General features: G+C 61.9%; 30 protein-coding genes. 24 read left to right on the top strand and 6 right to left on the bottom strand.

Annotation, left to right across the window (positions count from 1 at the left end):
• The first annotated feature begins 37 nt into the window (after window positions 1–37).
• The 12 genes from soxX (at window position 38) to FOY53_RS03090 (ending at window position 10,138) form a co-directional block, all read left to right on the top strand.
• The gene (gene soxX, locus FOY53_RS03145) at window positions 38–511 is read left to right on the top strand and encodes a sulfur oxidation c-type cytochrome SoxX (protein WP_146585642.1); all 474 of its coding nucleotides are present in this window, start codon (window positions 38–40) and stop codon (window positions 509–511) included.
• A gap of 28 nt (window positions 512–539) precedes the next feature.
• A complete protein-coding gene (gene soxY / locus FOY53_RS03140; RefSeq protein WP_146585640.1) occupies window positions 540–959 on the top strand; it encodes a thiosulfate oxidation carrier protein SoxY in 420 nt (139 codons plus the stop codon).
• A 17-nt stretch (window positions 960–976) separates the two neighbouring features.
• On the top strand, window positions 977–1,306 hold the full coding sequence (soxZ, locus tag FOY53_RS03135) for a thiosulfate oxidation carrier complex protein SoxZ (RefSeq protein ID WP_146585638.1): 330 nt from the start codon (window positions 977–979) through the stop codon (window positions 1,304–1,306).
• Window positions 1,307–1,361: 55 nt separating this feature from the next.
• A complete protein-coding gene (gene soxA, locus FOY53_RS03130) occupies window positions 1,362–2,213 on the top strand; it encodes a sulfur oxidation c-type cytochrome SoxA (RefSeq protein WP_146585636.1) in 852 nt (283 codons plus the stop codon).
• A gap of 89 nt (window positions 2,214–2,302) precedes the next feature.
• Complete coding sequence (gene soxB / locus FOY53_RS03125; protein ID WP_146585634.1) at window positions 2,303–4,000, top strand: thiosulfohydrolase SoxB; 1,698 nt, start codon at window positions 2,303–2,305, stop codon at window positions 3,998–4,000.
• A gap of 76 nt (window positions 4,001–4,076) precedes the next feature.
• Complete coding sequence (gene soxC, locus FOY53_RS03120) at window positions 4,077–5,342, top strand: sulfite dehydrogenase (protein WP_146585632.1); 1,266 nt, start codon at window positions 4,077–4,079, stop codon at window positions 5,340–5,342.
• Window positions 5,326–6,366, top strand: coding sequence for a c-type cytochrome (locus tag FOY53_RS03115; RefSeq protein ID WP_146585630.1), 1,041 nt, complete (start codon window positions 5,326–5,328; stop codon window positions 6,364–6,366). The genes soxC and FOY53_RS03115 overlap by 17 nt, the downstream gene beginning before the upstream one ends.
• A 250-nt stretch (window positions 6,367–6,616) precedes the next feature.
• On the top strand, window positions 6,617–7,246 hold the full coding sequence (locus tag FOY53_RS03110; protein WP_146585628.1) for an ATP-dependent Clp protease proteolytic subunit: 630 nt from the start codon (window positions 6,617–6,619) through the stop codon (window positions 7,244–7,246).
• A 160-nt stretch (window positions 7,247–7,406) separates the two neighbouring features.
• Window positions 7,407–8,672 (top strand): ATP-dependent Clp protease ATP-binding subunit ClpX, encoded by a 1,266-nt coding sequence (gene clpX, locus FOY53_RS03105; RefSeq protein ID WP_146585626.1) that lies wholly within the window; start codon window positions 7,407–7,409, stop codon window positions 8,670–8,672.
• A gap of 134 nt (window positions 8,673–8,806) precedes the next feature.
• Entirely contained in the window at window positions 8,807–9,175 is a 369-nt protein-coding gene (locus FOY53_RS03100) for a RidA family protein (RefSeq protein WP_146585624.1), read from the top strand.
• Window positions 9,176–9,288: 113 nt separating this feature from the next.
• On the top strand, window positions 9,289–9,672 hold the full coding sequence (locus FOY53_RS03095; protein WP_146585622.1) for an NADH:ubiquinone oxidoreductase subunit NDUFA12: 384 nt from the start codon (window positions 9,289–9,291) through the stop codon (window positions 9,670–9,672).
• A 4-nt stretch (window positions 9,673–9,676) separates the two neighbouring features.
• A complete protein-coding gene (locus FOY53_RS03090) occupies window positions 9,677–10,138 on the top strand; it encodes a DUF2155 domain-containing protein (protein ID WP_146585620.1) in 462 nt (153 codons plus the stop codon).
• Here the strand turns inward: FOY53_RS03090 and aat are convergent.
• The 4 genes from aat to FOY53_RS03070 form a co-directional block, all read right to left on the bottom strand.
• A complete protein-coding gene (aat, locus tag FOY53_RS03085; protein WP_146585618.1) occupies window positions 10,102–10,737 on the bottom strand; it encodes a leucyl/phenylalanyl-tRNA--protein transferase in 636 nt (211 codons plus the stop codon). The two genes, FOY53_RS03090 and aat, sit on opposite strands and share 37 nt — an antisense overlap.
• 85 nt (window positions 10,738–10,822) lie before the next feature.
• Window positions 10,823–12,175, bottom strand: coding sequence for an acetyl-CoA carboxylase biotin carboxylase subunit (gene accC, locus FOY53_RS03080; protein WP_146585616.1), 1,353 nt, complete (start codon window positions 12,173–12,175; stop codon window positions 10,823–10,825).
• Between the two features lie 9 nt (window positions 12,176–12,184).
• The gene (gene accB, locus FOY53_RS03075) at window positions 12,185–12,676 is read right to left on the bottom strand and encodes an acetyl-CoA carboxylase biotin carboxyl carrier protein (protein ID WP_146585613.1); all 492 of its coding nucleotides are present in this window, start codon (window positions 12,674–12,676) and stop codon (window positions 12,185–12,187) included.
• 179 nt (window positions 12,677–12,855) lie between these two features.
• Window positions 12,856–13,341, bottom strand: coding sequence for a hypothetical protein (locus FOY53_RS03070; RefSeq protein WP_146585611.1), 486 nt, complete (start codon window positions 13,339–13,341; stop codon window positions 12,856–12,858).
• A 390-nt stretch (window positions 13,342–13,731) separates the two neighbouring features.
• Here FOY53_RS03070 and dctP point away from each other — a divergent pair, with 390 nt between their 5' ends.
• From dctP to FOY53_RS03045, 5 genes are all read left to right on the top strand, one after another.
• On the top strand, window positions 13,732–14,748 hold the full coding sequence (dctP, locus tag FOY53_RS03065) for a TRAP transporter substrate-binding protein DctP (protein WP_146585609.1): 1,017 nt from the start codon (window positions 13,732–13,734) through the stop codon (window positions 14,746–14,748).
• Between the two features lie 81 nt (window positions 14,749–14,829).
• Window positions 14,830–15,459 carry a TRAP transporter small permease subunit gene (locus FOY53_RS03060; RefSeq protein ID WP_146585607.1) on the top strand — a complete coding sequence of 210 codons (630 nt, stop codon included), beginning with the start codon at window positions 14,830–14,832 and terminating at the stop codon, window positions 15,457–15,459.
• A gap of 4 nt (window positions 15,460–15,463) precedes the next feature.
• Complete coding sequence (locus FOY53_RS03055; RefSeq protein WP_146585605.1) at window positions 15,464–16,864, top strand: TRAP transporter large permease; 1,401 nt, start codon at window positions 15,464–15,466, stop codon at window positions 16,862–16,864.
• Between the two features lie 238 nt (window positions 16,865–17,102).
• A complete protein-coding gene (locus tag FOY53_RS03050; protein ID WP_372836319.1) occupies window positions 17,103–17,291 on the top strand; it encodes a PLDc N-terminal domain-containing protein in 189 nt (62 codons plus the stop codon).
• Between the two features lie 24 nt (window positions 17,292–17,315).
• Window positions 17,316–17,480, top strand: a complete 165-nt coding sequence (locus FOY53_RS03045; protein ID WP_146585601.1) for a DUF1328 domain-containing protein — start codon at window positions 17,316–17,318, stop codon at window positions 17,478–17,480.
• A gap of 151 nt (window positions 17,481–17,631) precedes the next feature.
• Here FOY53_RS03045 and FOY53_RS03040 read toward each other — a convergent pair whose 3' ends face one another.
• Window positions 17,632–18,432, bottom strand: a complete 801-nt coding sequence (locus FOY53_RS03040; protein WP_146585599.1) for a response regulator — start codon at window positions 18,430–18,432, stop codon at window positions 17,632–17,634.
• 176 nt (window positions 18,433–18,608) lie between these two features.
• Here FOY53_RS03040 and FOY53_RS22975 point away from each other — a divergent pair, with 176 nt between their 5' ends.
• From FOY53_RS22975 to FOY53_RS03020, 5 genes are read left to right on the top strand one after another with little or no spacing between them, the layout of a single operon-like run.
• A complete protein-coding gene (locus FOY53_RS22975; RefSeq protein WP_186766494.1) occupies window positions 18,609–18,773 on the top strand; it encodes a NepR family anti-sigma factor in 165 nt (54 codons plus the stop codon).
• A complete protein-coding gene (locus FOY53_RS03035; RefSeq protein ID WP_146585597.1) occupies window positions 18,770–19,327 on the top strand; it encodes an RNA polymerase sigma factor in 558 nt (185 codons plus the stop codon). The genes FOY53_RS22975 and FOY53_RS03035 overlap by 4 nt, the downstream gene beginning before the upstream one ends.
• 2 nt (window positions 19,328–19,329) lie before the next feature.
• Window positions 19,330–21,057 (top strand): sensor histidine kinase, encoded by a 1,728-nt coding sequence (locus FOY53_RS03030; RefSeq protein WP_146585595.1) that lies wholly within the window; start codon window positions 19,330–19,332, stop codon window positions 21,055–21,057.
• Between the two features lie 29 nt (window positions 21,058–21,086).
• On the top strand, window positions 21,087–22,031 hold the full coding sequence (locus FOY53_RS03025; RefSeq protein WP_146585593.1) for an amidoligase family protein: 945 nt from the start codon (window positions 21,087–21,089) through the stop codon (window positions 22,029–22,031).
• A complete protein-coding gene (locus FOY53_RS03020; RefSeq protein ID WP_246107262.1) occupies window positions 22,028–22,774 on the top strand; it encodes a gamma-glutamyl-gamma-aminobutyrate hydrolase family protein in 747 nt (248 codons plus the stop codon). The genes FOY53_RS03025 and FOY53_RS03020 overlap by 4 nt, the downstream gene beginning before the upstream one ends.
• Window positions 22,775–22,815: 41 nt before the next feature.
• On the opposite strand, the gene FOY53_RS03015 is transcribed toward FOY53_RS03020, so the two are convergent.
• Window positions 22,816–23,535: a PRC-barrel domain-containing protein gene (locus FOY53_RS03015; protein ID WP_146585591.1), complete on the bottom strand. Its 720-nt coding sequence runs from the start codon at window positions 23,533–23,535 to the stop codon at window positions 22,816–22,818.
• Between the two features lie 104 nt (window positions 23,536–23,639).
• Between FOY53_RS03015 and FOY53_RS23940 the strand changes: the two genes are divergently transcribed.
• Together FOY53_RS23940 and ade are read left to right on the top strand one after the other, a co-directional pair.
• Window positions 23,640–23,774 carry a hypothetical protein gene (locus FOY53_RS23940; protein WP_281289545.1) on the top strand — a complete coding sequence of 45 codons (135 nt, stop codon included), beginning with the start codon at window positions 23,640–23,642 and terminating at the stop codon, window positions 23,772–23,774.
• Window positions 23,775–23,973: 199 nt separating this feature from the next.
• A complete protein-coding gene (ade, locus tag FOY53_RS03010; RefSeq protein ID WP_146585589.1) occupies window positions 23,974–25,668 on the top strand; it encodes an adenine deaminase in 1,695 nt (564 codons plus the stop codon).
• The last annotated feature ends 3 nt before the right edge of the window (window positions 25,669–25,671 follow it).

Raw genomic sequence — 25,671 nt, 5'->3', positions numbered from 1 at the left:
CGATACGACAAGAAATCGGACAGCCCAGGGAGGGACCATGAGGCTTACAACACTCACTCTGGCCACAACGCTGGCGGCGGGCGTGGCTTATGCCAACCCAGTCGCCCCCGGCGACGTGACCTATACAGAAGACGGTGCCATCGAGGCGTCGCTGAGCGGCACGGGCGGCGATGCCGAAGCCGGAGCCAAGGTGGCTTCGACCCGATCGATGGGCAACTGTGTCGCCTGTCACAAGATTTCGTCACTCGACGCCGCGTTTCAGGGCGAGGTCGGTCCGCCGCTGGACGGCGTTGCCGACCGCTGGAACGAAGCAGAGCTGCGTGGAATCGTGGCCGATGCCAAAAAGACTTACGAGGGCACGATGATGCCGTCGTTCTACAAGACCACCGGTTTTATCCGCCCGGGTGACGGGTTCACCGGCAAAGCGCCCACGGGCGAGCTGGAGCCGCTGCTCAGCGCCCAGCAGATCGAGGATGTTGTGGCGTTCCTGACGACGCTGAAGGCGCAGTAGGCAACGCTCACGAGACAAGGAGATGACAATGGATTTCACACGACGTGAGACTCTGGCACTGGGGGCCGGCGCCGCACTGCTGAGCTTTCTGCCGTTCCGCGCAAATGCGGCGGCGGTCGACGACCTGATCGCCGAGTTCACCGGCGGGGCCGAGATGGCCGATGCGGGTGTCGAGCTGAACGCGCCCGAGATTGCCGAAAACGGCAACACCGTACCGATCGAGGTCAGCGCGCCGGGGGCTTCGGCCATCCTGTTGCTGGCGGCCGGAAACCCGACACCGCCGGTGGCAAAGTTCGGCTTTGGCCCTCTGGCAGGCAGCCAGACCGCGAGCACCCGCATTCGTCTTGCCGGCACGCAGGAGGTCATCGCCATTGCGCAGCTGGGCGACGGCACCTTTGCGCGCACCAGCAAGACGGTCAAAGTCACCATCGGCGGCTGCGGCGGCTGAGTTAAGGAGTTCAAGAAATGGCAACAGGTGTAAAACCCCGCGTCAAGGTTCCCGGCTCGGCTTCGGCCGGAGAGGTGATCACAATCAAGACGCTGATCAGCCACCAGATGGAATCCGGCCAGCGCAAGGACAGCGACGGCAACAAGATCCCACGCTCGATCATCAACCGCTTTACCTGCGAGTTCAACGGCCAGAGCGTCCTCGACATGACGCTGGAACCTGCGATCTCGACCAACCCCTATGTCGAATTCCAGGCCACCGTGCCGGAAACCGGCGAGTTCAAGTTCACGTGGTATGATGACGACGGCGATGTCTATGAAGACAGCAAGCCGATCACCGTCGGCTGAGCAGGTCTGCGACCGGGCCTGAAAACGGCCCGGCGCCTCACAAGGGAGGGATAAGATGCTGAAAAGAACAACAACCGCTCTGGCAGCCGGGCTGATTGCCGTGGCAACCGGCGGCTGGGCTGATCCGGACGAAAACCAGTTGGTCGTCAATGGCGACATCGAGATTACCACACAGGCGGCGGCGCCGGCTCACCTCGAGGGGCTGTCCGAAATCTATTCCGGGTGGCGCTTTCGCGAAGTGGACACCCAGGCAACGCAGATGGATGATTTCGACAACCCCGCCTTCCTCGCCGTCGATGCGGCGCAGGAAGTCTGGAACACTGTCGAGGGCGAGGCGGGCAAGTCCTGCGCGACCTGTCACGGCGATGTCATGGAAAGCATGAAGGGCGTGCGCGCGACCTATCCCAAGTGGAATGGCGAGGCCGAAGAAGTTCGCACCCTGGCGATGCAGATCAACGCCTGCCGCACCGACAATCTGGATGCCGACGCATACGGCTACACGTCGGGCGACATGACGGCGATGGAAGCGCTGATTTCGGTGGCCTCGCGCGGGATGCCGGTCGACGTTGCGATCGACGGCCCGGCCCAGTCGATGTGGGAACAGGGCAAGGAGATGTATTACACGCGCTACGGCCAGCTCGAGCTGTCCTGCGCGAACTGCCACGAGGACAACTATGGCAACTACATCCGCGCCGATCACCTGAGCCAGGGCCAGATCAACGGCTTTCCGGTCTACCGCCTGAAGAACACCAAGCTGAACGCGTCGCATGACCGGTTCAAGGGGTGTATCCGCGACACCCGCGCCGAAACCTTCAAGCCGGGCAGCCCCGAGTTTGTGGCGCTCGAGCTGTATGTCGCGTCGCGCGGCAACGGTCTGAGTGTCGAGGCGCCCAGCGTCCGCAACTAAGGTTGACCCCGCGTCAGACAACTGACGCGGGGTCCTTCACCGCCAATTCATGCAAATATGCGAATATGTAAATCTTGAAAGGTCACGCGATGATATCAAGACGCGACTTCATGCAGGTCTCCATGGCCGCCTCCGCCCTGGTCGGTGCCTCGGGCTTTGGAAACTGGTCGCGTCTGGCCGCGCAGCAGCGGCTGACGCAGGACCAGCTTCTGCAGTTTGATACCTTCGGAAATGTCTCGCTGATCCACATCACCGACATCCATGCGCAGCTGAAGCCGGTGTATTTCCGCGAACCCGAGATCAACATCGGTGTTGGTGCGAATCGCGGCGAGGTGCCGCATGTGACCGGCGCCGGTTTCCGCAGGCTGTACGGCATCGAGGACGGATCGCCCTCTGCCTATGCGCTGAGCTACAACGACTTTTCGGCGCTTGCCTCGGAATACGGCCGGGTCGGCGGTCTGGACCGGGTGGCCACCGTCGTCAACGCCATCCGCGCCGAGCGGCCGGATGCGATCCTGCTGGACGGCGGCGACACCTGGCACGGGTCCTACACCTGCTATCAGACGGCCGGTCAGGACATGGTCAATGCCATGAACGGGCTGAAGCCTGACGCCATGACCTTCCACTGGGAATTCACCCTGGGTTCCGAACGGGTGAACGAGATTGTCGCGGGACTGCCCTTTGCCGCCCTCGGTCAGAACATCTTTGACGCGGAATGGGACGAACCGGCCGAGGCGTTCAAGCCCTACAAGTTCTTTGAGCGCGGCGGGGTCAAGATCGCCGTGATCGGTCAGGCCTTTCCCTACATGCCCATCGCCAATCCCGGCTGGATGTTCCCGGAATATTCGTTCGGCATCCGCGACCAGCACATGCAGGAAATGGTGGACGAGGTCCGCGGGCAGGGGGCCGAACTGGTGGTCTTGCTCAGCCACAACGGCTTTGACGTCGACAAGAAGATGGCCGGCGTGGTCACCGGCATCGACGTGATCCTGTCGGGGCATACCCATGACGCGCTGCCCGAACCGGTGCTGGTGGGTGAGACGATCATTGTCGCCTCCGGCTCCAACGGCAAGTTCGTGTCCCGCGTCGATCTGGATGTGCGCGACGGGCGGATGATGGGGTTTCGCCACAAACTGATCCCGATCTTTTCGGACGTGATCGCGCCGGACCCGGAAATGACCAGGTTGATCGACGAACAGCGCGCGCCTTACGCGGCAGAGATGGCCGAAGTGATCGGCACCGCGGGCAGCCTGCTGTACCGGCGCGGCAACTTCAACGGCTCCTGGGACGATGTGATCTGCGACGCCCTGTTGTCCGAGCGCGAGGCCGAGATCGCCCTGTCCCCCGGTGTGCGCTGGGGGCCGTCGATCCTGCCCGGGCAGGACATCACCCGCGAAGACATCTGGAACGTCACCTCGATGACCTATCCCAACGCCTACCGCACCGAAATGACCGGCGAATTCCTCAAGGTGGTGATGGAGGACGTGGCCGACAACCTGTTCAACCCGGACCCGTTCTACCAGCAGGGCGGAGATATGGTGCGGGTTGGTGGCATGGGATACCGCATCGACGTCACCAAGCCGCAGGGCCAGCGGATCACCGACATGACCCTGCTCGCCACCGGCGAGGCGATCGACCCTGCGCGCAACTATGTCGTGGCAGGCTGGGCCAGCGTCAACGAAGGCACCGAAGGCCCGCCGATCTGGGATGTGGTCGAAAGCCACATCCGCAAGTTGGGCACGGTGTCACCTACGGAAAACACCAGCGTGACGGTGGTCGGGGCCTAGTGCCCCGCGCGCCGCGCTAAAAAATTTGGCAATTTCATTCACATAGGCGAATGTGTTGATATGACGGAGGCAGGATATGACATCTGACACCACTCACAAAACCGCCTCGCGCCGGGCCTTCCTGAAGGGGTCGCTGGCGGCGGGCGGTACTCTTGCCGGGGCGGGCATGGCGCGGGCGGGTGATCCGCTGATCACCGAGGTACAGCCCTGGGCTCAGGGCTTCGGCGACCCGGTCGATGAGACCCCCTATGGCCTGCCGATCCGGTTTGAATCCGATGTGGTCCGGCGCAACGTGCCGTGGCTCACCGCGGATACGATCAGCTCGATCAACTTCACGCCGATCCATGCGCTGGACGGCACCATCACGCCACAGGGGTGCGGCTTCGAGCGGCACCACTCTGGCGCCATCGAACTGGCCAAGCCGGACTACCGGCTGATGATCAACGGTCTGGTGGACCAGCCACTGGTGTTCACCTATGAGGATCTCGAACGCTTTCCGCGCGAAAACCATGTCTATTTCCTGGAATGTGCGGCGAACACCGGCATGGAATGGGCCGGTGCGCAGCTCAACGGCGCGCAGTTCACCCACGGCATGATCCATAACATGGAATACACCGGCGTGCCGCTGCGCACCCTGCTGGAAGAGGCGGGCTACGACGTTTCGGCCAAGTGGATCTATGTCGAAGGGGCCGATGCCTCGTCGAATGGCCGCTCGATCCCGATGGAAAAGGCTCTGGACGACGTGATCGTCGCCTTCAAGGCCAATGGCGAGGCGCTGCGCAAGGAACATGGCTATCCGGTGCGGCTTGTGGTGCCGGGCTGGGAAGGCAACCTCTGGGTCAAATGGCTGCGCCGTATCGAGGTGATGAACCAGCCGGTCGAAAGCCGCGAGGAAACCAGCAAGTACACCGATGTTCTGGCCGATGGCACCGCGCGCAAATTCACCTGGGTGATGGATGCCAAATCGGTGGTGACCGCACCCAGCCCGCAGGCGCCGATCACCCACGGCCCCGGGCCGCTGGTGATCACCGGGCTTGCCTGGTCGGGGCACGGGCGCATCACCCGTGTCGATGTCAGCAAGGATGGCGGCAAGACCTGGGAAACCGCGCGTCTGGCCCGCGAGGGTGAGAACAAGGCGCTGACCCGTTTCTACCTCGACACCGATTGGGACGGCACCGAGATGCTGCTGCAATCGCGCGCGGTTGACGAAACCGGGTATGTCCAGCCGACCAAGGCGCAACTGCGCGAAGTGCGCGGGTTGAACTCGGTCTACCACAACAACTGCATTCAGACCTGGTGGGTCAAGCCAACAGGAGAGGCCGAAAATGTCGAAGTTTCCTAAAACACTCTGCATCGCACTGGCGGGCACGATGATCGCGGCGTCGGCCCAGGCCGGACAATACGGCCTGGGCCGCGCGGCCGCCCCGGACGAGATCGCGGCCTGGGATCTGGATGTCGCACCGGATGGGACCGGCCTGCCGGCCGGTTCGGGGTCGGTCGAAGAGGGCGAGCAGATTTTCTCTGAAAGCTGCGCCGTCTGCCACGGAGAATTTGCCGAAGGACTGGGCAACTGGCCGATGCTCGCGGGCGGCGACGGCACGCTTGCCAATGTGGACCCGGTCAAGACCGTGGGGTCCTACTGGCCGTACCTGTCCACGACCTGGGACTATATCCACCGCTCCATGCCCTTCGGCAATGCCCAGAGCCTGAGCGCGGACGAAGTCTATGCCATCACCGCCTACATCCTTTATTCCAATTTCCTGGTCGAAGATGACTTTGTGCTGAGCCGTGAATCGTTTGGCGAAGTCGAGATGCCAAATGCCGACGGCTTCATCTTCGATGACCGGGCCGAGACCGAATATGGCCAATGGCGGGCAGAACCCTGCATGCAGGACTGCAAGGACTTGGTCGAGATCACCATGAAGGCGACGGTTCTGGACGTGACGCCACAGGAAACCACCGAGGCCGCGGCCCCGCAGGCGGCTCCTGCGGCGGCATCTGAAGAAGCAACCCCGCAAGCCACGGAAAGCACGCCGGTCGAGGCATCGTTCGACCCGGATCTGGCCGCATCCGGCGAAAAGGTTTTCCGCAAGTGCAAGGCCTGCCACCAGGTTGGCAAGGACGCCGGAAATCGGGCCGGTCCGCAACTCAACGGCATTGTCGGCCGTGCCGTCGGCGCTGTGGACGATTTCCGCTATTCCGGCGCGATGGAAAAGGCCGGCGGCCATTGGGACGAAGCCCGTCTGGCCGAGTTTCTGGCCAATCCCAAAAAGGCGATGAAGGGCACAAAGATGTCGTTTGCCGGTCTGAAGAAGGACGCGGACATCACGGCTTTGACCGAGTATCTCAAAAGCGTTTCGCCCTGATCCGCACAGGGACGTAACACGCCATGCCGCCCTCTGCCCGGGCCCGGTCTTGCAAAAGGCCGGGCCCGGACTTGTTGTCCGGGCCGAAATGCGACATCGCAGTACCGTGTTCGACAGGGGGCAGGTGCTTGCGCGCGCCCCGGCGGACCCCTATTTGATGTCGGCCCCTTGCGGGGGTCGAAGCCCGACACTAAGACTCTGGTAATCGCAAGACGCTAGACACTTCAAACACAGCAGCAGGCAGGCCGATATGAGAGATCCAGTTGAAACCTACATGAACCTCGTTCCCATGGTGGTCGAACAGACCAGCCGCGGCGAACGGGCTTATGACATTTTCTCGCGCTTGCTCAAGGAACGGATCATTTTCATCAACGGTCCGATCCACGACGGGATGAGCCATCTGATCGTGGCGCAGCTGCTGCACCTCGAGGCCGAAAACCCGAGCAAGGAAATCAGCCTCTACATCAATTCGCCCGGTGGCGTGGTGACTTCGGGTCTGTCGATCTACGACACCATGCAGTACATCAAGCCCAAGGTCAGCACGCTGTGCATCGGTCAGGCCGCGTCGATGGGCTCGGTTCTGCTGGCCGGTGGCGAAAAGGGCATGCGCTTTTCCCTGCCCAACAGCCGCATCATGGTGCATCAGCCCTCGGGCGGCTACCAGGGACAGGCATCGGACATCATGATCCACGCCGCCGAAACGCAAAAGCTCAAAGACCGGCTCTATGACATTTACGTGAAACACACCGGCCAGACCAAGAAGGCCGTCGAAAAGGCGCTGGACCGTGACAACTTCATGTCGCCCGAAGAGGCGAAGGAATGGGGTCATATCGACGAAATCGTGACGAACCGGGAAGCCGTGGAAGACGCGAAGTCCTGATCGCGCAGGGGGTGCCGCAGGGGGAAGCCCCCTTGCGGCGAACTTTGCGATTGTAGAGCGGAAATGCCTGTCCTAAGCTGACAGGAACTTGGCGGCTGGCGTGTGATTTCCGCAATTCGGGGTCCGGCCAGGCGGTGACGAAAGCCGAGAAAGGTGCGATATGGCGACGAATTCTGGCGGTGACAGCAAGAACACCCTTTACTGCAGCTTTTGCGGAAAAAGCCAGCACGAGGTGCGCAAGCTGATCGCCGGCCCGACCGTGTTCATCTGCGACGAATGTGTCGAGCTGTGCATGGACATCATTCGGGAAGAGACCAAAGGCTCTGGCCTGAAGGCCGCTGACGGCGTGCCGACCCCGCGCGAAATCTGTTCCGTGCTGGATGACTATGTGATCGGCCAGATGATGGCCAAGCGTGTATTGTCGGTTGCGGTCCACAACCATTACAAGCGTCTGAACCACAGTCAGAAGACGAACGACATCGAACTGTCCAAGTCCAACATCCTGCTGATCGGCCCCACCGGCTGTGGCAAGACGCTGCTGGCGCAGACCTTGGCGCGGATTCTGGATGTGCCGTTTACCATGGCGGATGCGACAACCCTCACCGAAGCAGGCTATGTCGGCGAAGATGTCGAAAACATCATCCTGAAACTTCTGCAGTCGTCGGAATACAACGTCGAGCGGGCGCAGCGCGGCATTGTCTATATCGATGAAGTCGACAAGATCACCCGCAAGTCCGAAAACCCCTCGATCACCCGCGACGTGTCGGGCGAGGGGGTTCAGCAGGCCCTGCTCAAGCTGATGGAAGGCACAGTGGCCTCTGTGCCGCCGCAGGGCGGACGCAAGCATCCGCAACAGGAATTCCTGCAAGTGGACACGACCAATATCCTGTTCATCTGTGGTGGCGCGTTTGCCGGTCTGGACCGCATCATCTCGCAGCGTGGCAAAGGCTCGGCCATGGGCTTTGGTGCCGATGTGCGCGATGTCGATGCCCGTGGCGTGGGCGAGGTGTTCAAGGATCTCGAACCCGAGGATCTGCTGAAGTTTGGCCTGATCCCCGAGTTTGTCGGCCGTCTGCCGGTTCTGGCGACACTCGAGGATCTGGACGAGGATGCGCTTGTCACCATTCTGACCCAGCCCAAGAATGCGCTGGTCAAGCAGTACCAGCGTCTCTTCGAGATGGAAGACACCGCGCTGACCTTTACCGACGACGCGCTGACGGCGATCGCCAAGCGGGCCATTGCCCGCAAGACCGGTGCCCGCGGCCTGCGGTCCATTCTCGAGGCGATCCTGCTGGAAACCATGTTCGAATTGCCGGGCATGGATGAGGTCATCGAAGTTGTGGTCAACGAAGAGGCGGTCACTTCGGATGCAAAGCCGCTGATGATCTATGCGGATCAGAAGAAAGAGCCTGCCACTGCGGGCTGAACGGCACACACCTGGATCTACAAAAGGGCGGGAGTTTTCCCGCCCTTTTTCGTGGTCGATACCGAAGGATTGTTGACAGCACGCCCGACAGCGCGTTGATTCCAGACAACTTTAAGGGCCAGAAAGGGCTTCATATGACGATCAGACGCATTCATTCCGGTAGCCCGTTCGAAGAAAAGATCGGCTACTGCCGCGCGGTGGTGGCGGGCGGGTTTGTGCATGTTGCAGGCACCGTGGGGCAGGGTGACACCGTCGAGGAGCAGTGCCGCACCGCGCTTGGGACAATCGGCTGGGCACTGCGTCAGGCAGGCGCGGGATTCTCTGACGCCGTGCGCGTGACCTATTACCTCCCCGCCGCGGCGGACTTCGAGAAATGCTGGCCGATCCTTGCCGAGACCTTTGGGGAAAACCCGCCCGCGGCGACAATGATCGAATGCGGTCTGATCGACGCCAAATACCGCATCGAGATCGAACTGACGGCATTGGTGCCGGCACCGACCTGAAGCCGCCGACCCGCGCGCCGGTCCGCGCATTGACCCGGACCGGTGGCGCGGCCACGCTGGACGTTCAACCCCGGATGAGTCATAGAGGGGCAAGACCTTCAGAGGAGTGATCCATGGGTATTCTGAGCACCCTCCTGCGCGCTGCGACATGGTGGAACGGCCAAACGCTGAACACTCAGCTCTATACGTGGCGCTACGGCCAACGGGTGGGCGACGACGCCCAGGGCAACGTGTTTTTCCAGTCCAAGGACGGCAAACGCCGCTGGGTGATTTTCAACGGTGAAGCCGAAGCAAGCCGAATCGGCGCGGAATGGCATGGCTGGCTGCATCACACCTATCAGGAGCCACCGACCGAACGGCCAATGACACACAAGGTCTGGGAAAAACCGCACCAGGAAAACCTGACGGGCACGGCTCAGGCCTACGTCCCGGCAGGCTCCATCCGTCGCCCGGTCCCGGTCGAGCGGAGCGACTACGAGGCCTGGAGACCGGAATAGGCGCATGTCCACACGCACACTTGTGACCCGATCCCACTCCGGACAGCTCTGGCGTGGAGGCAAGCGACGGCCTTCGCTGTTGCTGCAAACCGGCGCGGTGCGGCGGGTCTTGCGGCTGGCACCGCTGCTGCTGGTCCTTCTTGGCACAGCGGCCAGGGCCCAGGAGGCGGTGACCGATGCGCCCGGGGCCACGCTTCGGGCGCTTGACAAGCTCAGCGGCAAGGTGACGGACATTCAGCTCTCGAACGGAGCCCGACAGGCGCTGGGACGGATCGAGGTCGAACTGGGGGACTGCCGGTACCCCGAAGGCAATCCGTCCGGGGATGCCTATGCGTTTGTGACCATCCGCGAGGCTGGCAAGGCGGATCCGGTGTTTCGCGGCTGGATGGTCGCGTCTGCCCCTGCGCTGAATGCCGTGGACCATCCGCGTTACGATGTCTGGGTCATGCGTTGCCAGACGTCGTGACCTGAGGTCGCCACTGGCGTCCCGGCAAAATCCGCCGTGTTTTCCAGCGCTTTTTTCAGCAGCGCATGATATGCGGCGCGACTTATCTCGACGGCGCCAAGTGAGGCGAGATGTGGTGTCAGGAACTGGGTGTCGAACAAGGTAAATCCGGTGCGCCGGAGATGGTCTACAAGCCATGTCAACGCCAGCTTGGAGCCATCGCGCTGGTGCGAAAACATGGACTCTCCACAGAATGCTGTCCCGAAAGTCACGCCATAAACCCCACCCACGAGCTGCCCATCCTGCCAGATTTCCAGTGAATGGGCCTCTCCCCGGGCAAACAGGGTGACATAAAGCGCTCGGATCTCGGCATTAATCCAGGTCTCGGAGCGCGCGGCGCAGGCGTCGATCACAGCTTCGAACTCGGCATCCACAGTTGCGGAATATGTGCCCCGCCTGAGCTTGCGGCCAAGGCTGCGTGACACATGGAACCGGTCCAGCGGAAAGATGCCGCGCCGCTGCGGATCGACCCAGAATATGTCAGGGTCTGTACGGCTCTCGGACATTGGAAAAATGCCGCTTCGATAAGCCTGTAACAGCAGTTCCGGCGACAGCGTCACAGCACGGCGCGAGCAAAAGTTTTGCGAAAACTTTTGCCAAGACTTTTTTGAAAAGTCTTGGGCGCCGCCTGACAACCGGTGTACGTCAACTGGGTTTCAGCGCCTGTTCCAGCCAGTGTTCCAGCCAGTGGATGTTGTAGTCTCCCGAATGAATGTCCGGCTCTTGCAGCAGGGCATGAAACAGCGGAATCGTCGTATCGACCCCATCCACGATCAGTTCGCCCAAGGCACGGTTGAGCCGCGCCAGCGCTTCGGTCCGGTCACGGCCGTGCACGATGAGTTTGCCGATCAGGCTATCGTAATAGGGCGGAATTCTGTACCCGTCGTACAAAGCGGAATCGATGCGCACCCCGAGCCCACCCGGTGCGTGATATTGGGTGATCCTGCCCGGCGAGGGTGAGAAGTTTGGCAACTTTTCCGCATTGATACGGACCTCGATCGCGTGTCCGTTGATGACGAGATCTTCCTGACGGAAGGACATCGGCAGGCCTGCGGCCACCCGGATCTGTTCGCGCACAAGATCGACGCCAAAGATGCCTTCGGTCACAGGATGTTCCACCTGCAGCCGGGTGTTCATTTCGATAAAGTAAAATTCGCCATTCTCGTACAGGAACTCGACCGTGCCAGCACCGGCATAGTCGATCTTTGCCACGGCATCGGAGCAGACCTTGCCGATGCGCGCGCGCTCCTCTTCGGTGATGCAGGGGCCGGGGGCTTCTTCGAACACCTTCTGATGGCGGCGCTGCAGCGAGCAGTCGCGTTCGCCCAGGTGCACCGCGCCGCCTTTGCCGTCGCCAAAAACCTGAATTTCGATATGACGCGGGGTTGTCAGGTATTTTTCGATATAGACTTCGTCGTTGCCGAAGGCCGCCTTGGCCTCCGAGCGGGCGGTCAGGAAGGCGCGTTCCATTTCGGTTTCGTTCCGTGCCACCTTCATGCCGCGTCCGCCTCCGCCGGCAGTGGCTTTGATGATCACGGGATAGCCGATCTCGGCACCGACCATTCTGGCGGTTTCAAGATCGGGAACGCCGCCCTCGGAGCCGGGAACGCAGGGCACGCCCAGCGCCTTCATCGTGTCCTTGGCGGTGATCTTGTCACCCATTACCCGGATATGTTCGGCGGTCGGCCCGATGAAGGTCAGCCCGTGGTCTTCGACAATCTGCACGAACTTCGCGTTTTCGGAGAGAAAGCCGTATCCGGGATGGATCGCCTGGGCGCCGGTGACTTCGCAGGCCGATATGATCGCGGGAATCAACAGATAGCTGTCGGTCGAAGGCGGCGGGCCGATACAGATGGTTTCGTCGGCCATGCGCACATGCATTGCGTCACTGTCGGCGGTGGAATGCACCGCGACCGACTTGATGCCCATTTCACGGCAGGCACGGATCACGCGAAGGGCGATTTCTCCGCGGTTTGCGATCAGGATCTTGTCAAACATTGCCTGGCCTTATTCGAGAATCACAAGCGGCGAGCCGTATTCCACCGGCGCGCCATCTTCGACCAGAATGCGTTTGACGCTGCCCGAACGCGGGGCCGGGATGTGGTTCATAGTTTTCATCGCCTCGACGATCAGCAGCGTGTCGCCCTCTGAAACCTGTTGTCCGACGCGGATGAAGGCAGGTGCGCCCGGTTCACCCTGCATGTAGACCGTCCCGACCATTGGCGAGGTGACGGCCCCGGGATGGGCGGCGGGGTCTTCGGCGACGTCCGCCGACGGCGCGGATCTCTCTGCCGGAGCACTGCCAGGGTGGGCCATGGCAGGAGGCGGGGCGTAGGCAGGGGCCAGCGGCGCCGGTTGCATGCGGCTCACCCGGACGTTCAGGCTGTCGTCAGCGCCATAGTCGCGTTTCACCTGAACTTCGGTCAGGTCGTTTTCCCGCAGCAGTTCTGCGAGGGCCTGAATAAAGGCCACGTCAGTGTCGTAGGTTTTTTTTGTCATGCCATCCTCGCCCGATTCCTGTCGCGTCATGCCCCCGAGGCTGCGCGTGCGGTTGCCCGCTTATAGGACATCAGTCCGGCCATGAAAAGCGATGCTGTGACCGCGTCGTTTTCTCCGCCCCGGCGAATGCTGCAGAGCCGCAACAGGCATCGAAGATTGCGAGCGAGATCCCGAGCGGATCAGGCCGACGCGTCGGATTGGGTTTTCTCGCGGGACGGGCCTTCATCCCGTGACAGAGCCGACAGCTGGCCATAGCCGGTCACGGGGGCTGCCGCGGGTTGTTCCGGCGCAGGGCCGGCGCTCCATGGCCCGGGCGGCAGAAGCGCCGCCGTTTCTTCGGCATTATCTGTTCGCGGCACCGGCTCCGCATCCTGCGTTCCGTCCGGTCCGGACAGGCGCTGAGCCTGCCGGTCGAGCATCTCGCTGATCTTGAGCTGGATGATCGAGGGCGGTGCGACATGGTGCTGATCATCGCCCTTGCCGCCGACGGGTTTCCAGAACCGCGTCGGCGATTTTTCCTGTGTCGACCCGGTGTCGCCGAACGATTGCTGCGTCACCGCAGGCACGTGTGTCACGCTCTTGGTCCGGCTGTTCACGTCCGGCAGGCCAAACGGGTGCCCGGTGGAAAGGGGGGCGGCCCAAGGGGGAAGGACCGAGAATTGCATCTTGGGTTCCTTTCGTTGCAAGTCCTTGAAAGGTTACGATATCACAAATCTGGCGCCGAACTTCGGAAAAGCCTGTCAAATGCGCATCTTTTGACTGCAAAGGTTAACACAAGGCCCTGATTTCGTTAATAAAGGCAGGCTCGGTTCCCGCGACTGGTGACCGTGTCCGCTGGTGAACCTCGGATTGCAGCCAGTCCGGACCTTGCCATGTGACGGTGACGCTTGCCGGGCCAACCCCGGGTATTCTGTCGGCAGAATCACTGCCGGGCGACGTTACGTGACCCGCGCATTGGGGAACCGCGCGCAGCATCAGGGTTGCGCCTGTCCCGCGATCCTTTAGGTTTTCCAGTTCAGGCGGGACACACCGCCATTCAACCGGGAGGACGAAAAATGAAAAATACCGCAGCCAAACTGACCGTGGCAGCGCTGAGCCTTGGCATCGCGACCGAAGCGATGGCAACCGAATGGAACGTGTCGGTTTGGGGCAAGCGCCGTGCCTTTACCGAACATGTGCACAAGCTGGCCGAACTGGTCGAACAGAAGACCAATGGCGAGTTCACCATGAACATCTCTTATGGCGGCCTGTCGAAAAATACCGAGAACCTTGATGGCATCAGCATCGGTGCCTTCGAAATGGCCCAGTTCTGCGCCGGCTATCACCCGGACAAGAATCGCGCGATCACCGTGCTGGAACTGCCGTTCATGGGCGTGAATACCCTGGCCGAGGAAGTGGCCGTGAGCCATGCCGTCTATGCCCACCCCGCCGTGGCCAAGGAGATGGCGCAGTGGAACGCCCGGATGCTGATGACGTCGCCCATGCCACAGTACAACCTGGTCGGCACCGGTGATCCGCGCGACGAGATTGCCGAATTCGAAGGAATGCGGGTGCGTGCCACCGGTGGCATCGGCGAGGCCTTCCGCGCCGTTGGCGGTGTGCCGACCTCGGTCACCTCGTCCGAGGCCTATCAGGCGATGGAATCCGGCGTTGTCGACACGGTTGCCTTTGCCCAGCACGCGCATCTTTCCTTTGGCACCATCAACGAGGCTGACTGGTGGACCGCGAACCTGAACCCCGGCACGGTGAATTGCCCGATCGTGGTGAACATCGACGCCTATGACGCGCTGACAGATGCCGAGCGCGGGGCGCTTGACAGTTCGGTGGACGAATCGATCGCATACTACATTGAAAACTATGGAAAACTTCTCAAGCGCTGGGACGAGGTGCTCGAGGAGAAGGGTGTTGAAAAGGTCACCATCTCCGAAGATCAGCTTGCAGAGTTCAAGAAGGTGGCCGGCGATCCGATCCAGCAGGCCTGGATCACCGAGATGAGCGCCCAGGGCATGCCCGCGCAGGAGCTCTATGATCTGGTGAACGACACGCTGGCCAAGTCCCGCGTCAGCAACTGATCCCCGCGGCCCCGGCATCGCGCCGGGGCCATTTCCCGAACGATCAACAACCACGATCAATAACCAAGGAGTGCGCCTGACATGGCCGGCACGTCCTCTGTACTGCGCGACAATTCCATCCTCAGCCGACTGGACGAGGGACTGGACGTGCTGGAGCGGTTCTTCGCATTGATATCCGGTCTGTTCGCCTTTGGCCTGATGGTTCTCGCGGTGGTCTCGGTTACCGGGCGCACAGGCTTCAACAAGCCGCTGTCCGGCTACGTCGACTGGATCGAGGCGTTCATGCCGCTGATCGCGATTCTCGGAATTTCCTACGTGCAGCGCAACGGCGGCCACATCCGGATGGACATCGTGGTCGGCGCGCTCAGGGGGCGGGCACTGTGGCTGGCCGAATTCATCACCACGCTCGGCATCCTGCTGCTGATGGCGGCGCTGGTCTGGGGCACATGGGCCCATTTTGACCGCAGTTTCGATTTGTCGGCACCGCTCTGGAGCCGGGACAGTTCGATTGACATCGGTCTGCCGATCTGGCCGGCCAAGCTGGTGGTTCCGGTGGCGTTCTTCGTGCTCTGTCTGCGGCTGATCCTGCAGCTTTGGGGATATGGGCGCGCCTTCGTTCTGGGGCAGGAAAACCCCGTTGCCGTACCGCTGATCATGAGCGTGGCAGAACAGGCCGCTGCTGAGGCCGAACATATTCAAGGGCGGGACTGAAGCCATGGACTCGATTGAAATCGGCCTTTGGGTCACCGGCGGAATGCTGGTCATGGTGGTGCTGGGAATGCGTGTCGCCTTTGCCGCCGCGCTGGCCGGCCTTGTCGGCCTGATCTGGATCTTCTGGGACAAGAAGGACTATGAGATGGCCCAGCTCGGCTGGGCCCTCACGGTCGCGATCAAGACCGCGGGGCAGGTGCCCCACGGCAAGGTCGCCAGCCAGGCTCTGAGCCTGATACCGACCTTCATCCTGATCGGCTATCTGGCCTATTATGCCGGGCTGACCCGGGCGCTGTTCGAGGCCGCGAAACGCTGGGTGGCCTGGGTGCCGGGCGGGCTTGCGGTGTCGACGGTCTTTGCCACCGCCGGATTTGCCGCAGTGTCCGGCGCCTCGGTTGCCACGGCAGCGGTTTTCGCCCGCATCGCCATCCCCGAGATGCTGGCCGTGGGATATGACAAACGCTTTGCCGCCGGGGTGGTCGCTGCCGCCGGCACGCTGGCCTCGTTGATCCCGCCCTCGGCGATTCTGGTTATCTATGCGATCATCGTCGAACAGGACGTCGGCAAGCTGCTGCTGGCGGGTTTTATCCCGGGGGTGTTTTCGGCCTTTGTCTATACCGGCCTGATCATTGGCCTGGCATTGACGGTCAAGGGCTTTGGTCCGCCCGTCACCGGGTTCACCTGGCGCCAGCGGTTTGCATCGCTGCCACCGGCGCTGCCGATCTTTGCGGTCGTGATCATCATCATCTTCTTTGTCTACAATCCCTTCGGCGGTGACGCCTGGGGCACGCCGACCGAGGGCGGCGCCATCGGGGCATTCATTGTCTTTCTCATGGCGGTGTTTCGCGGCATGCGTTGGGCCGAGCTCAAGGATGCGCTGATGGAGACGGCCAAGCTGTCGGTGATGATCTTCACCATCATCTGGGGCGTGCTGGTCTATGTCCGCTTTCTGGGCTTTGCCGATCTGCCAAGCGCATTTTCCGACTGGATCACCTCGCTGACCTACAGCCCGATGACGATCCTGATCTGTATCCTTCTGGCCTATGCGGTGCTGGGGATGTTCATGGATGCCATCGGCATGCTGCTTCTCACGCTGCCGGTGGTCTACCCCGCGGTCATGGCGCTGAACGGCGGCGAATTCGTGTCGGCGGCGGACAGTGCGTTCGGCATGAACGGCACGATGTGCGCGATCTGGTTCGGCATCCTGGTGGTCAAGATGGCCGAGTTCTGCTTGATCACACCCCCCATCGGGCTCAACTGTTTTGTCGTGGCGGGCGTGCGGGACGACATATCGGTCCAGGACGTGTTCCGCGGGGTGATGCCGTTCTTCTTTGCTGACGGTGTGACAATTGCCCTGCTGGTGGCCTTTCCGTGGATCGTGCTGTGGCTGCCGTCTCTGGCATAGGCCGAGGTCGTGGCGATACCCAAGGGACGGGCAGGGCGCGACACCTGCAGGCAGGGCCTGAATCCGGGTCCGGCCCCTGGGCGCGAGGCCCGGGTGACCGGGGTGTCGCGGCGACGGCAGGCAACGTAAAACTCTGTGGAATTTCCACGTACCTGCGGGAACCAGTCAAACCCTTGTGACGTTGATCCTGCAGAAATCCTGACCCCAACGGCAGGATCAAACAAAGGAACGTCACATGCTGGAATATGCAGGCCTTGGCGGTCTCATTGTACTCGGGCTGGACCTTTACGCGATCATCTCGATCTTTGGGTCCAACCGCGGCACTGGATCGAAAGTGCTCTGGATACTGCTGATTCTGGTGCTTCCGATACTCGGGTTCATCATCTGGCTTGTCGCCGGACCCCGGTCGGTACGCAGCCGCGTGTGATCTTCCGTCACTAGGAGTTAAACCATGCTGTACTGGGCTCTTCTGTTTTTTGTTGTCGCCATCATCGCCGCTGTCTTCGGGTTCGGCGGCATTGCCACTGCCTCTGCCGGCATCGCGCAGATCCTGTTCGTGATCTTCCTCGTGCTGTTCGTGGTGGCGCTGCTGTTCCGCGTCCTGCGCAAGGTCTGACCGGGCAGGCCCCGACACAGACCGGGGCCTGTTTGCCGCAGGTCCGCCAAGCCCCGCCCCTGAAAATGCAAAGCGTGCCGCAATCACGGCGCGCTTTGTCGTTGCACATGGTGCCGAAGGCAGGGCCCGACACTTGCCGGACCCCCTCGGCTCAGACCTTGAGCGTTTCCGTGGACGAAAAGAACATCGCCTGAGAAATTGCCGAACGCACCTGATCTTCTGAATAGGGCTTTGAAATCAGGAAGGCCGGTTCGGGCCGTTCCCCCGTCAGCAGACGTTCGGGGAATGCAGTGATGAAAATCACCGGGCGATGCCCCAATTCGTTCAGCAGGTCATGTACCGCATCCACACCCGACGAATTGTCGGCGAGCTGGATATCGGCCAGGATGAGATCCGGCGCTTCGGATTTGCCAAGTTTCACCGCACCGTCCCGCGTGCGGGCAACGCCGGTGACCCGATGCCCCAGGTCGGCGACGATGCTCTCGAGGTCCATGGCGATGATCGCTTCGTCTTCGATGATCAGGACGCGGCCAGAGATGCCATCCGCCATCTCCTGGCGGGCAACATTCACTAGCTGCTCTGCCTCATCCGCGCCGATCTGCATGATCTCGGCGACTTCGCTCAGGGTGAATTCTTCGATCGTATGCAACAAAAGCGCTTCTCGGCTGTTGGTTGTCAGACGCTGAAGATGTTTCTGGGCTGCAGCCCGGGGGCCGCTGTCCTCCTCGACCACCGGCGCACCCGTGGTGACCCAGATGCCGTGGAACATGGCGAACAGCCCGGCCTTGGGCGAAGACGCATCTTCCACAACGGCTCGGTCGGCAAGGACTGCCTCCAGTGTGGCGGCGGCATAGTTGTCTCCGCTGCCCTGGCTGCCGGTGAGTGCGCGCGCGTAGCGGCGCAGATATGGCAGAGCGGCGCCAACTTCGCTGCTGAGATCCACCTGTGTCATTAATATTTTCCTTCCTGCACTTTTTCTGGAACCAAACGCCTGCAACTCCAGTTAGTTCCCAAGAACAGCTCGGCAAAGCAGTTTTTTATGTCGTATGTTAAATAGCAAGGGCGCAAGTGTAGTGTCTGGATGCAGGGGCGCATCCGGGCATCATCAGGCAGCAGCAAGGTAAGAGAATGGCGCAGGACCGCAACAAGGCTAGACAATCACAGGTGATCGACGACAACCTCAAGCGTGTTTATCAGGACATGCTCGAAGAAAAGGTCCCTGACCGGTTTCTTGACCTGCTTTCGCAACTGAAGGGGCAACAGGACAAAGAGACCCACGGGGACGCAAAATGAGCGTTGACCCGCGCGACGAGATTGTGCAGCACCTGCCTGCCTTGCGTGCCTTTGCGCTCAGTCTGACGCGCAATGGCGCGCTGGCTGACGACATGGTTCAGGACAGCCTGGTCAAGGCCTGGACAAAAATTGACAGTTACGAGCCCGGCACCAACATGCGGGCCTGGCTGTTCACCATCCTGCGCAACACCTATTATTCCAATCGTCGCAAGGCCGGCCGCGAAGTCGCGGACGTCGATGGCGTCTACACCGCCTCGCTGTCGGAAAAGCCGGCACATGACGGTCGGTTGCAGATGTCGGATTTCCACATTGCCTTTGCCAAACTCAACGACGAACAGCGCGAGGCGCTGATCCTCGTCGGCGCCTCAGGATTTTCCTATGAAGAGGCGGCCGAAATGTGTGGTGTGGCTGTCGGCACAATCAAGAGCCGGACAAACCGGGCACGGTCGCGCCTGGCCGAGCTGATGCATCTTGACATGGACGAAGCGCTGGAGATGACTGACGGCGCAACCCTCGCGGTAATCTCAGGTAACAGAACAGCTTCGGTAGGATAGCGATGATTGGAGCGGCAGGGCCCCGCCCGCTGTCAGGCGGGCTCGCGGCGCGCATCATCGGATTCTTGTCCGTCGCGCTGATCCCGCTTGGCGTGGTCGCTTATCTGCAGACCGCAGAGCTGAGCGAGGAAACCCGCGCCCGCTCGCAACTCAGCCTTGCCGCGCTGACGGAATCCGCAGCCTCTGGCGAACGTCAGACCATCCTGCGCACATTGGGCGCGGCGCAGGTGCTGGGCACGGCTGCCAATCTCTATCAGTCCGACAAGGAGCAGTGTTCCGCGATCTTTCGCGAATACGCCGAGTCGCGTCCCAATATCACCTTTGCCGGTATCCTGGCGCTGGACGGCCTGATCCGGTGCTCTTCTGCGGGCGAAACGGTTGATATCTCGGACTCGCCGAATTTCCATTACATTCTCGACAATCCGCGCTCGACAGTTCAACTGAACGAAGCGCCCCGGATCAGCAAGCAATCGGTTCTCGTCGTGGCCGAGCCGTTTTTCTACCGCAACGCTCTTGCCGGATATGTCGCAATCTCGATCCCCGCCGTCGGGTTGCGGGATCGCGAACTGCCGGACCCGGACAGCGATCTCGAAGAGCTGTTGACCTTCAACAGCGCCGGTCAGGTTTTGTCGTCGCGCTCGCCGCGCGAAAGGACCGTGGAATTGCTGCCGGACGCGCTGGACCTCGCGACGTTGTCCGAGGCCACGGCCAGCAGTTTCAAGGCCCGCAGCGCGGATGGCAAGTCCCGGATCTTTGCCGTCGCACCGCTGGTGCCCGGGCTGGTGTATGCGCTCAGCATCTGGCCGGAAAACAGCAGCGCCGCGAGCGCGGTGCAGGGCAACGACTTCGCAAAGCTGCTGCCGTTCCTGATGTGGGCCGCCAGCGTCATCGTGGCGTTTCTGGCGATCAACCGTCTGGTCATCCGGCAGGTCCGAACGCTGAGCCAGCAGATGCGCAACTTTGCCCGTAACCGCCGCGTGCCGCAGGAAGCTGCCGGCGCGCAGATGACGCTGGAACTGCGGGACATGGAGAGCGATTTCCTGCACATGGCCAACGCGATCCTTCAGGACGAGGCGCAACTGGAAAATGCCCTGCGGGAAAAGACGATCCTGCTCAAGGAAGTGCATCATCGCGTAAAGAACAACCTGCAATTGATTTCGTCGATCATGAACATGCAGATACGGCAAAGCGAGTCCGAGGAAACCCGCGTGGTGCTGCGGCGTCTGCAGGATCGCATCCGCGGGCTCGCGACGATCCACCGCAACCTGTATCAGACCGAAGACCTTGGGCATGTGGATGCCGGCCGCCTGCTGGACGACCTGATCCGCCAGATGTCGCTGGTGGCCGATCAGTCCACGTCGCGCATCCAGCTGGATACAGAGCTCGAGAATGTCGAGCTTTATCCCGATCAGGCGGTGCCCTTGTCGTTGCTGACCGCAGAGGCGCTGACCAATGCGGTCAAATACATCTGTCCGGATCATAACGGCACCCTGCACGTGCAGGTCCGCTTCAAACGTCTCGAGGCGAGCCGCGCGCTGATCGAGATCAGCAATACCTGTCATCCGGAACCTGAACTCTCTTCGGACAGCACCGGGCTTGGATCGCGTCTGATCCGGGCCTTTGCCACCCAGCTCGGAGGCGAGTTGGAGCAAGGCGTGTCAGACGGAATCTATTCAGTGCGGGTCACCTTCACCCTGACCGATTTCATTCCCGAAGCCGGCGATTACTGAAGGCCGTGCAAGAAGAGACTGGAGCCGATATGTGCGTAACGATCGATCAGCTTCCCCAGCCCTGTACCAGCGCGGGAAAACCGCGACGTGTCGGGGTCGAAGTCGAGCTTGGCGGGCTGACCGAAGAGCATGTCGCGGATATCGTGCAGGCGCACCTTGGCGGGCGGATCGACACCCGCCCGGCGCAGGGCCGTCTGGTCCGGGACACGTCGCTGGGCGACATAGAAGTGTATCTGGACAGCCGTTACCTGGCCGATGCCGAGACCGAGCTTGAAAAACGTCTGCGGGAACTCGCCTCGGTCGTGGTGCCGGTGGAAGTTGTGACGGAACCGCTGCTGCCCTCCGACATCCCTGTCCTGGACGACATGCTGCCAAAACTGCGCCGGGCCGGGGCCACCGGAACCCGCGCCGGGATCCTGTTGGGGTTCGGGGTGCATTTCAACCCGGAAGTGACCGGCACCGAACTCTCCGACATTCTGCCTGTACTGACTGCCTTTGCCCTGTACGAGGATGCGCTGCGCGAGACGGCGCAGATTGATATCTCGCGCCGTGCCCTGCCATTTGTTGATCCCTATCCCCGGGCTCTGGTGGATGCGCTGGCGCGCGGCGGGATCTCGGACACGGCCCAGCTTATCGACCTCTACCTGAAACATGCGCCGTCGCGGAATTACGCATTGGACATGATGGCCCTGTTCGCCCATCTGGATCCCGAGCGGGTCGGCAAGGTCATGGACCTTGAACCGATATCAGCCCGGCCAACCTATCATTTTCGCCTGCCGGATTGCCGGGTGGACGAAGCTGACTGGTCGCTCGCGCTGGAGTGGAATCGCTGGGTTCTGATTGAACGGATCGCCGCGGATGCCGCGTTGCTGGAACGTCTCAAATCCGCATGGCATGCACATCGCGCATCCTACCTTACCCTGCGCGGCGATTGGACCAGGACCTCGCTTGATCTGGTTCAGGGCGCGCTATGAGCGGGGTGCGGTCCGGCAGGCGGCCGATGATCGGGGTCACCGTTTCGCGCCGGTCCGGCTGGCGGATCTTTCCGCTGATGCAGCTTAGCCTGTGGATCGCCGGTGCCCGTGCCGTGCGCTGGCAGTCCGGCTCGGCCAGTGTCGACCTGGACGCGGTCGACGGCGTTGTGATCGGCGGCGGTGATGACATTGCCCCAACGCTTTACGGCGGCGAGCTGCGTCTGGGGGTGCGGCTGGATCCGGATAGGGATTCGCTGGAAAAATCGGTGATCGAAGGCGCCTTTGCCCGCAGTCTGCCGATTCTCGGCATCTGTCGCGGCTCGCAGATGTTGAATGTCGTGCTGGGCGGGGACCTGCATCAGGACGCCTACAGCGTCTACGACTCACGCAAGTTCCGCACCATCCTGCCGCGCAAATGTGTGAACGTCACCCCGGACAGCCTGTTGTTCCGCACCACGCGGCAGTCGCAGGTGTACGTCAATGCGCTGCATTCGCAGGCGGTTGACCGGCTGGGCGACAGGCTGAGGGTGGCCGCGCGGGACAGCGGCGGCATGGTGCAGGCGATCGAGCGCACATCGGATCCCTTTGCCATGGGGGTCCAGTGGCACCCGGAGCACCTTTTTTACCGTCGCGCCCATCGCCGGATTTTTGCGGCACTCACGCAAGCGGCGCGCGCCCGTGCCGCCGAAGTCGGTCAGATCGCCGCCGCCGAAGAGCAGGCCCTGGCGGACACGTTTCTGTAACGCTCCGGTGCAGGTCGTGGCGGGACGGCGCGAGCCAGTGTCTACAACGGCATCATGAAATAGCTGTGCAGGTCCGCGTGCCAGTGGCGTTTCAGCCGTTCCATCTGGTCTATCTGTGGCGCCTGCCGAAGCCGTTCCGCCGTAAGGTTCAGCACCAGGTGCCCGCCGGTCGCCCGGTAGCGCAGAACGGAATAGGGCACGGCCAGCATCTTGCCCGGCTGGACATCATCGCTGCTGACAACAAGATGTGTGACCCGGCCCGCTTCGGCGTCCAGCAGCAGATCCCCCAATGTGCCAAGTGGGCCGTCGCGACCGAACATTTCGGATCCCAGCCAGCCCCGCGCCATTTCAAACTGGTCGAAAGCGGTCTGCGCGCGCGGATCGGTGTCTTTTGCGGCGCTCTGCGGGCCCAGTTCCGCCGCCATTGCCAGTGGGGCATATGTCGATCCGAATGGCCCGACGACAAGCGGCGGCAGCGCGGCCAGCAGCGGGATCAGGGCCTCGTCGCTGCCCTGCCAACGTGGGGCCTGGTCAAATTCTTCGCGGCTGGCACGCAATGCGACTTCGGCGTCCTCGACGTCTATTGCCCCGATAAGAGAGGCGGCTACCAGGGTTTGCTGGGTTTCCAGCCAGGCACCGGTGTCCACCACCAGATATTTCAGCGCGCCGTCGGCGGCATTGAACAGAAGGTCGGTGATATCGAACGCATCCTCGCCCAACCGGGCGTGATAGTTCATCAGATCCGTGTAGCTCGTCAGCATAGTGTTGCCTCCCTGCATCCCAAACCCGTGAACACCCCCTAAGTTCCGGAACCGCAGCTTGCCCGGCGACGTTACCACTGTGACAGCAACAAATGGACCGAGCAATGACGACCGACATATTCATAGCTGGATTGGCCGCGCTCACCCTGATTGCGGCACTGATATTTGCGCTGACCAGCAAGCGCGACGAAGACGGGCTACGCGAGCATCGGCATAATGACCGATCTTCGATGGGCTGACAGATCCGAAAAATCGACGGACTCACATAGGTGGAGTCAGAGAAAGAGGCGGGGTGATCCTGCCTTTTTTTTCGGGCAGCCGTTTTTAACCTGACTGTGGCCCCGGGTCATGCGCCTTCGGCCCCTTGTCCTTGGTCCCCGGATCGGGTCTGCTGGCGCATGAAACGGCGACACGCTGCACAACAGACAGGGGCATGACATGGCCGAGCTATCCCGGCGCATTGCGCAGGCACGTGGGGACATACCGGCCGACACCGTGCTGCGCGGCGGGCAGGTGTTCGACCTGATGACCGGCGAGATGCTGGCCGGAGACGTTGCCATCTGCGGCGATACCATCGTGGGAATCTGCGCCGACTATGACGCGGTGCAGGTGATCGACGTCAGTGGTCTTACCCTCGTGCCAGGCTTCATCGACACCCACCTGCACATCGAATCCTCGCTGGTCACCCCGTTCGAGTTTGATCGCTGTGTTGCGCCGCGCGGCGTCACCACTGCCATCTGCGACCCGCACGAGATTGCCAATGTCGTCGGAGCAGAGGGCATCCGCTATTTTCAGGCCGCCAGTGAGCGCACGGTGATGGACATCCGCGTCCAGCTCAGCTCGTGCGTGCCATCCACACATATGGAAACCGCCGGGGCCGAACTTCTGGCCGATGACCTTGCGGCGCTGATGGGGCACCCCTCGGCCATCGGTCTGGCCGAATTCATGAACTATCCCGGCGTGATCCATCGCGAGCCCGAGGCGATGAAGAAACTCGCGCTGTTCGAGGGCGGCCATATCGACGGTCACTGTCCGCTGCTGACCGGGCGCGATCTGAACGCCTATATCGCCGCCGGCATCCGCACCGAGCACGAAGCGACCAGCGCCGCCGAAGCCCTGGAAAAACTGCGCAAGGGGATGCGCGTGCTGATCCGCGAGGGGTCGGTGTCCAAGGATCTGCATGCCCTGCAACCGCTGCTGACCGAGCGCAGCGCACCCTACATGTGCCTGTGCACCGACGACCGCAACCCGTTGGATATCGCCGAACATGGTCATCTCGACTATATGATCCGCACGCTGATCGCCCTGGGTACGCCGCCGTTGGCCGCCTACCGCGCGGCGTCTCTGTCGGCCGCCGAGGCGTTCGGTCTGAAGGACCGGGGCATGATCGCCCCGGGCAAGCGTGCCGATATCGTCGTGATCGATTCGCTCGAAGGGTGCCATGCGCAGATGGTGCTCTGTGCGGGCAGGGTGGTGAACGACACCGCCTTTGCCGCGCGGGAGATCATCGCACCGGTCGGGCGCAATTCCGTGCGCGCACCGGAGGTCGTGCCGTCGGAATTCCGTGCCCGTGCCAACCGCACCGACACGGATGTCATCGGCATCCGTCCGGGGCAGATCCTGACCGACCACCTTCACGAAGACATCCCGATCCGGGACGGCGACAAATTTCCCGATCCGGCCCGCGACCTGGCCCGCATTGCGGTCATCGAACGCCATGGCAAGAACGGCAACATCGCCACCGGTTTTGTGCGCGGCTTCGGGTTGCAGGCCGGAGCCATCGCCTCGACGGTCTGTCACGACCATCACAACATCGCTTGCGTGGGCGTCGACTACGCCGACATGGCTGTGGCCGCCAACCGGCTGAGCGCGCTCGAAGGCGGCTTTGTCGTCGTGCGCGACGGTGTGGTTCTGGCCGAACTTTCGCTGCCGGTTGCCGGCCTGATGAGCCTTGAGCCGTTCGAGGTGGTGCGCGACGCCCTCAGCGGGCTGCGCGCCGCTGCCCGCGACCTGGGCGTGACCCTGGAAGAGCCGTTCCTGCAACTTGCATTCCTGGCCCTGCCGGTGATTCCGGCGCTCAAGATCACTGATCGCGGCATGGTGGATGTAACCCGGTTCGAAATTCTGTCGTAAATT

Origin of the sequence: Puniceibacterium confluentis (assembly GCF_007923445.1) — a bacterium.
GTDB lineage: Bacteria > Pseudomonadota > Alphaproteobacteria > Rhodobacterales > Rhodobacteraceae > Puniceibacterium > Puniceibacterium confluentis.
Note: the sequence above shows the minus strand (reverse complement) of the source record. Positions and strands in the feature narration are given on the sequence as shown.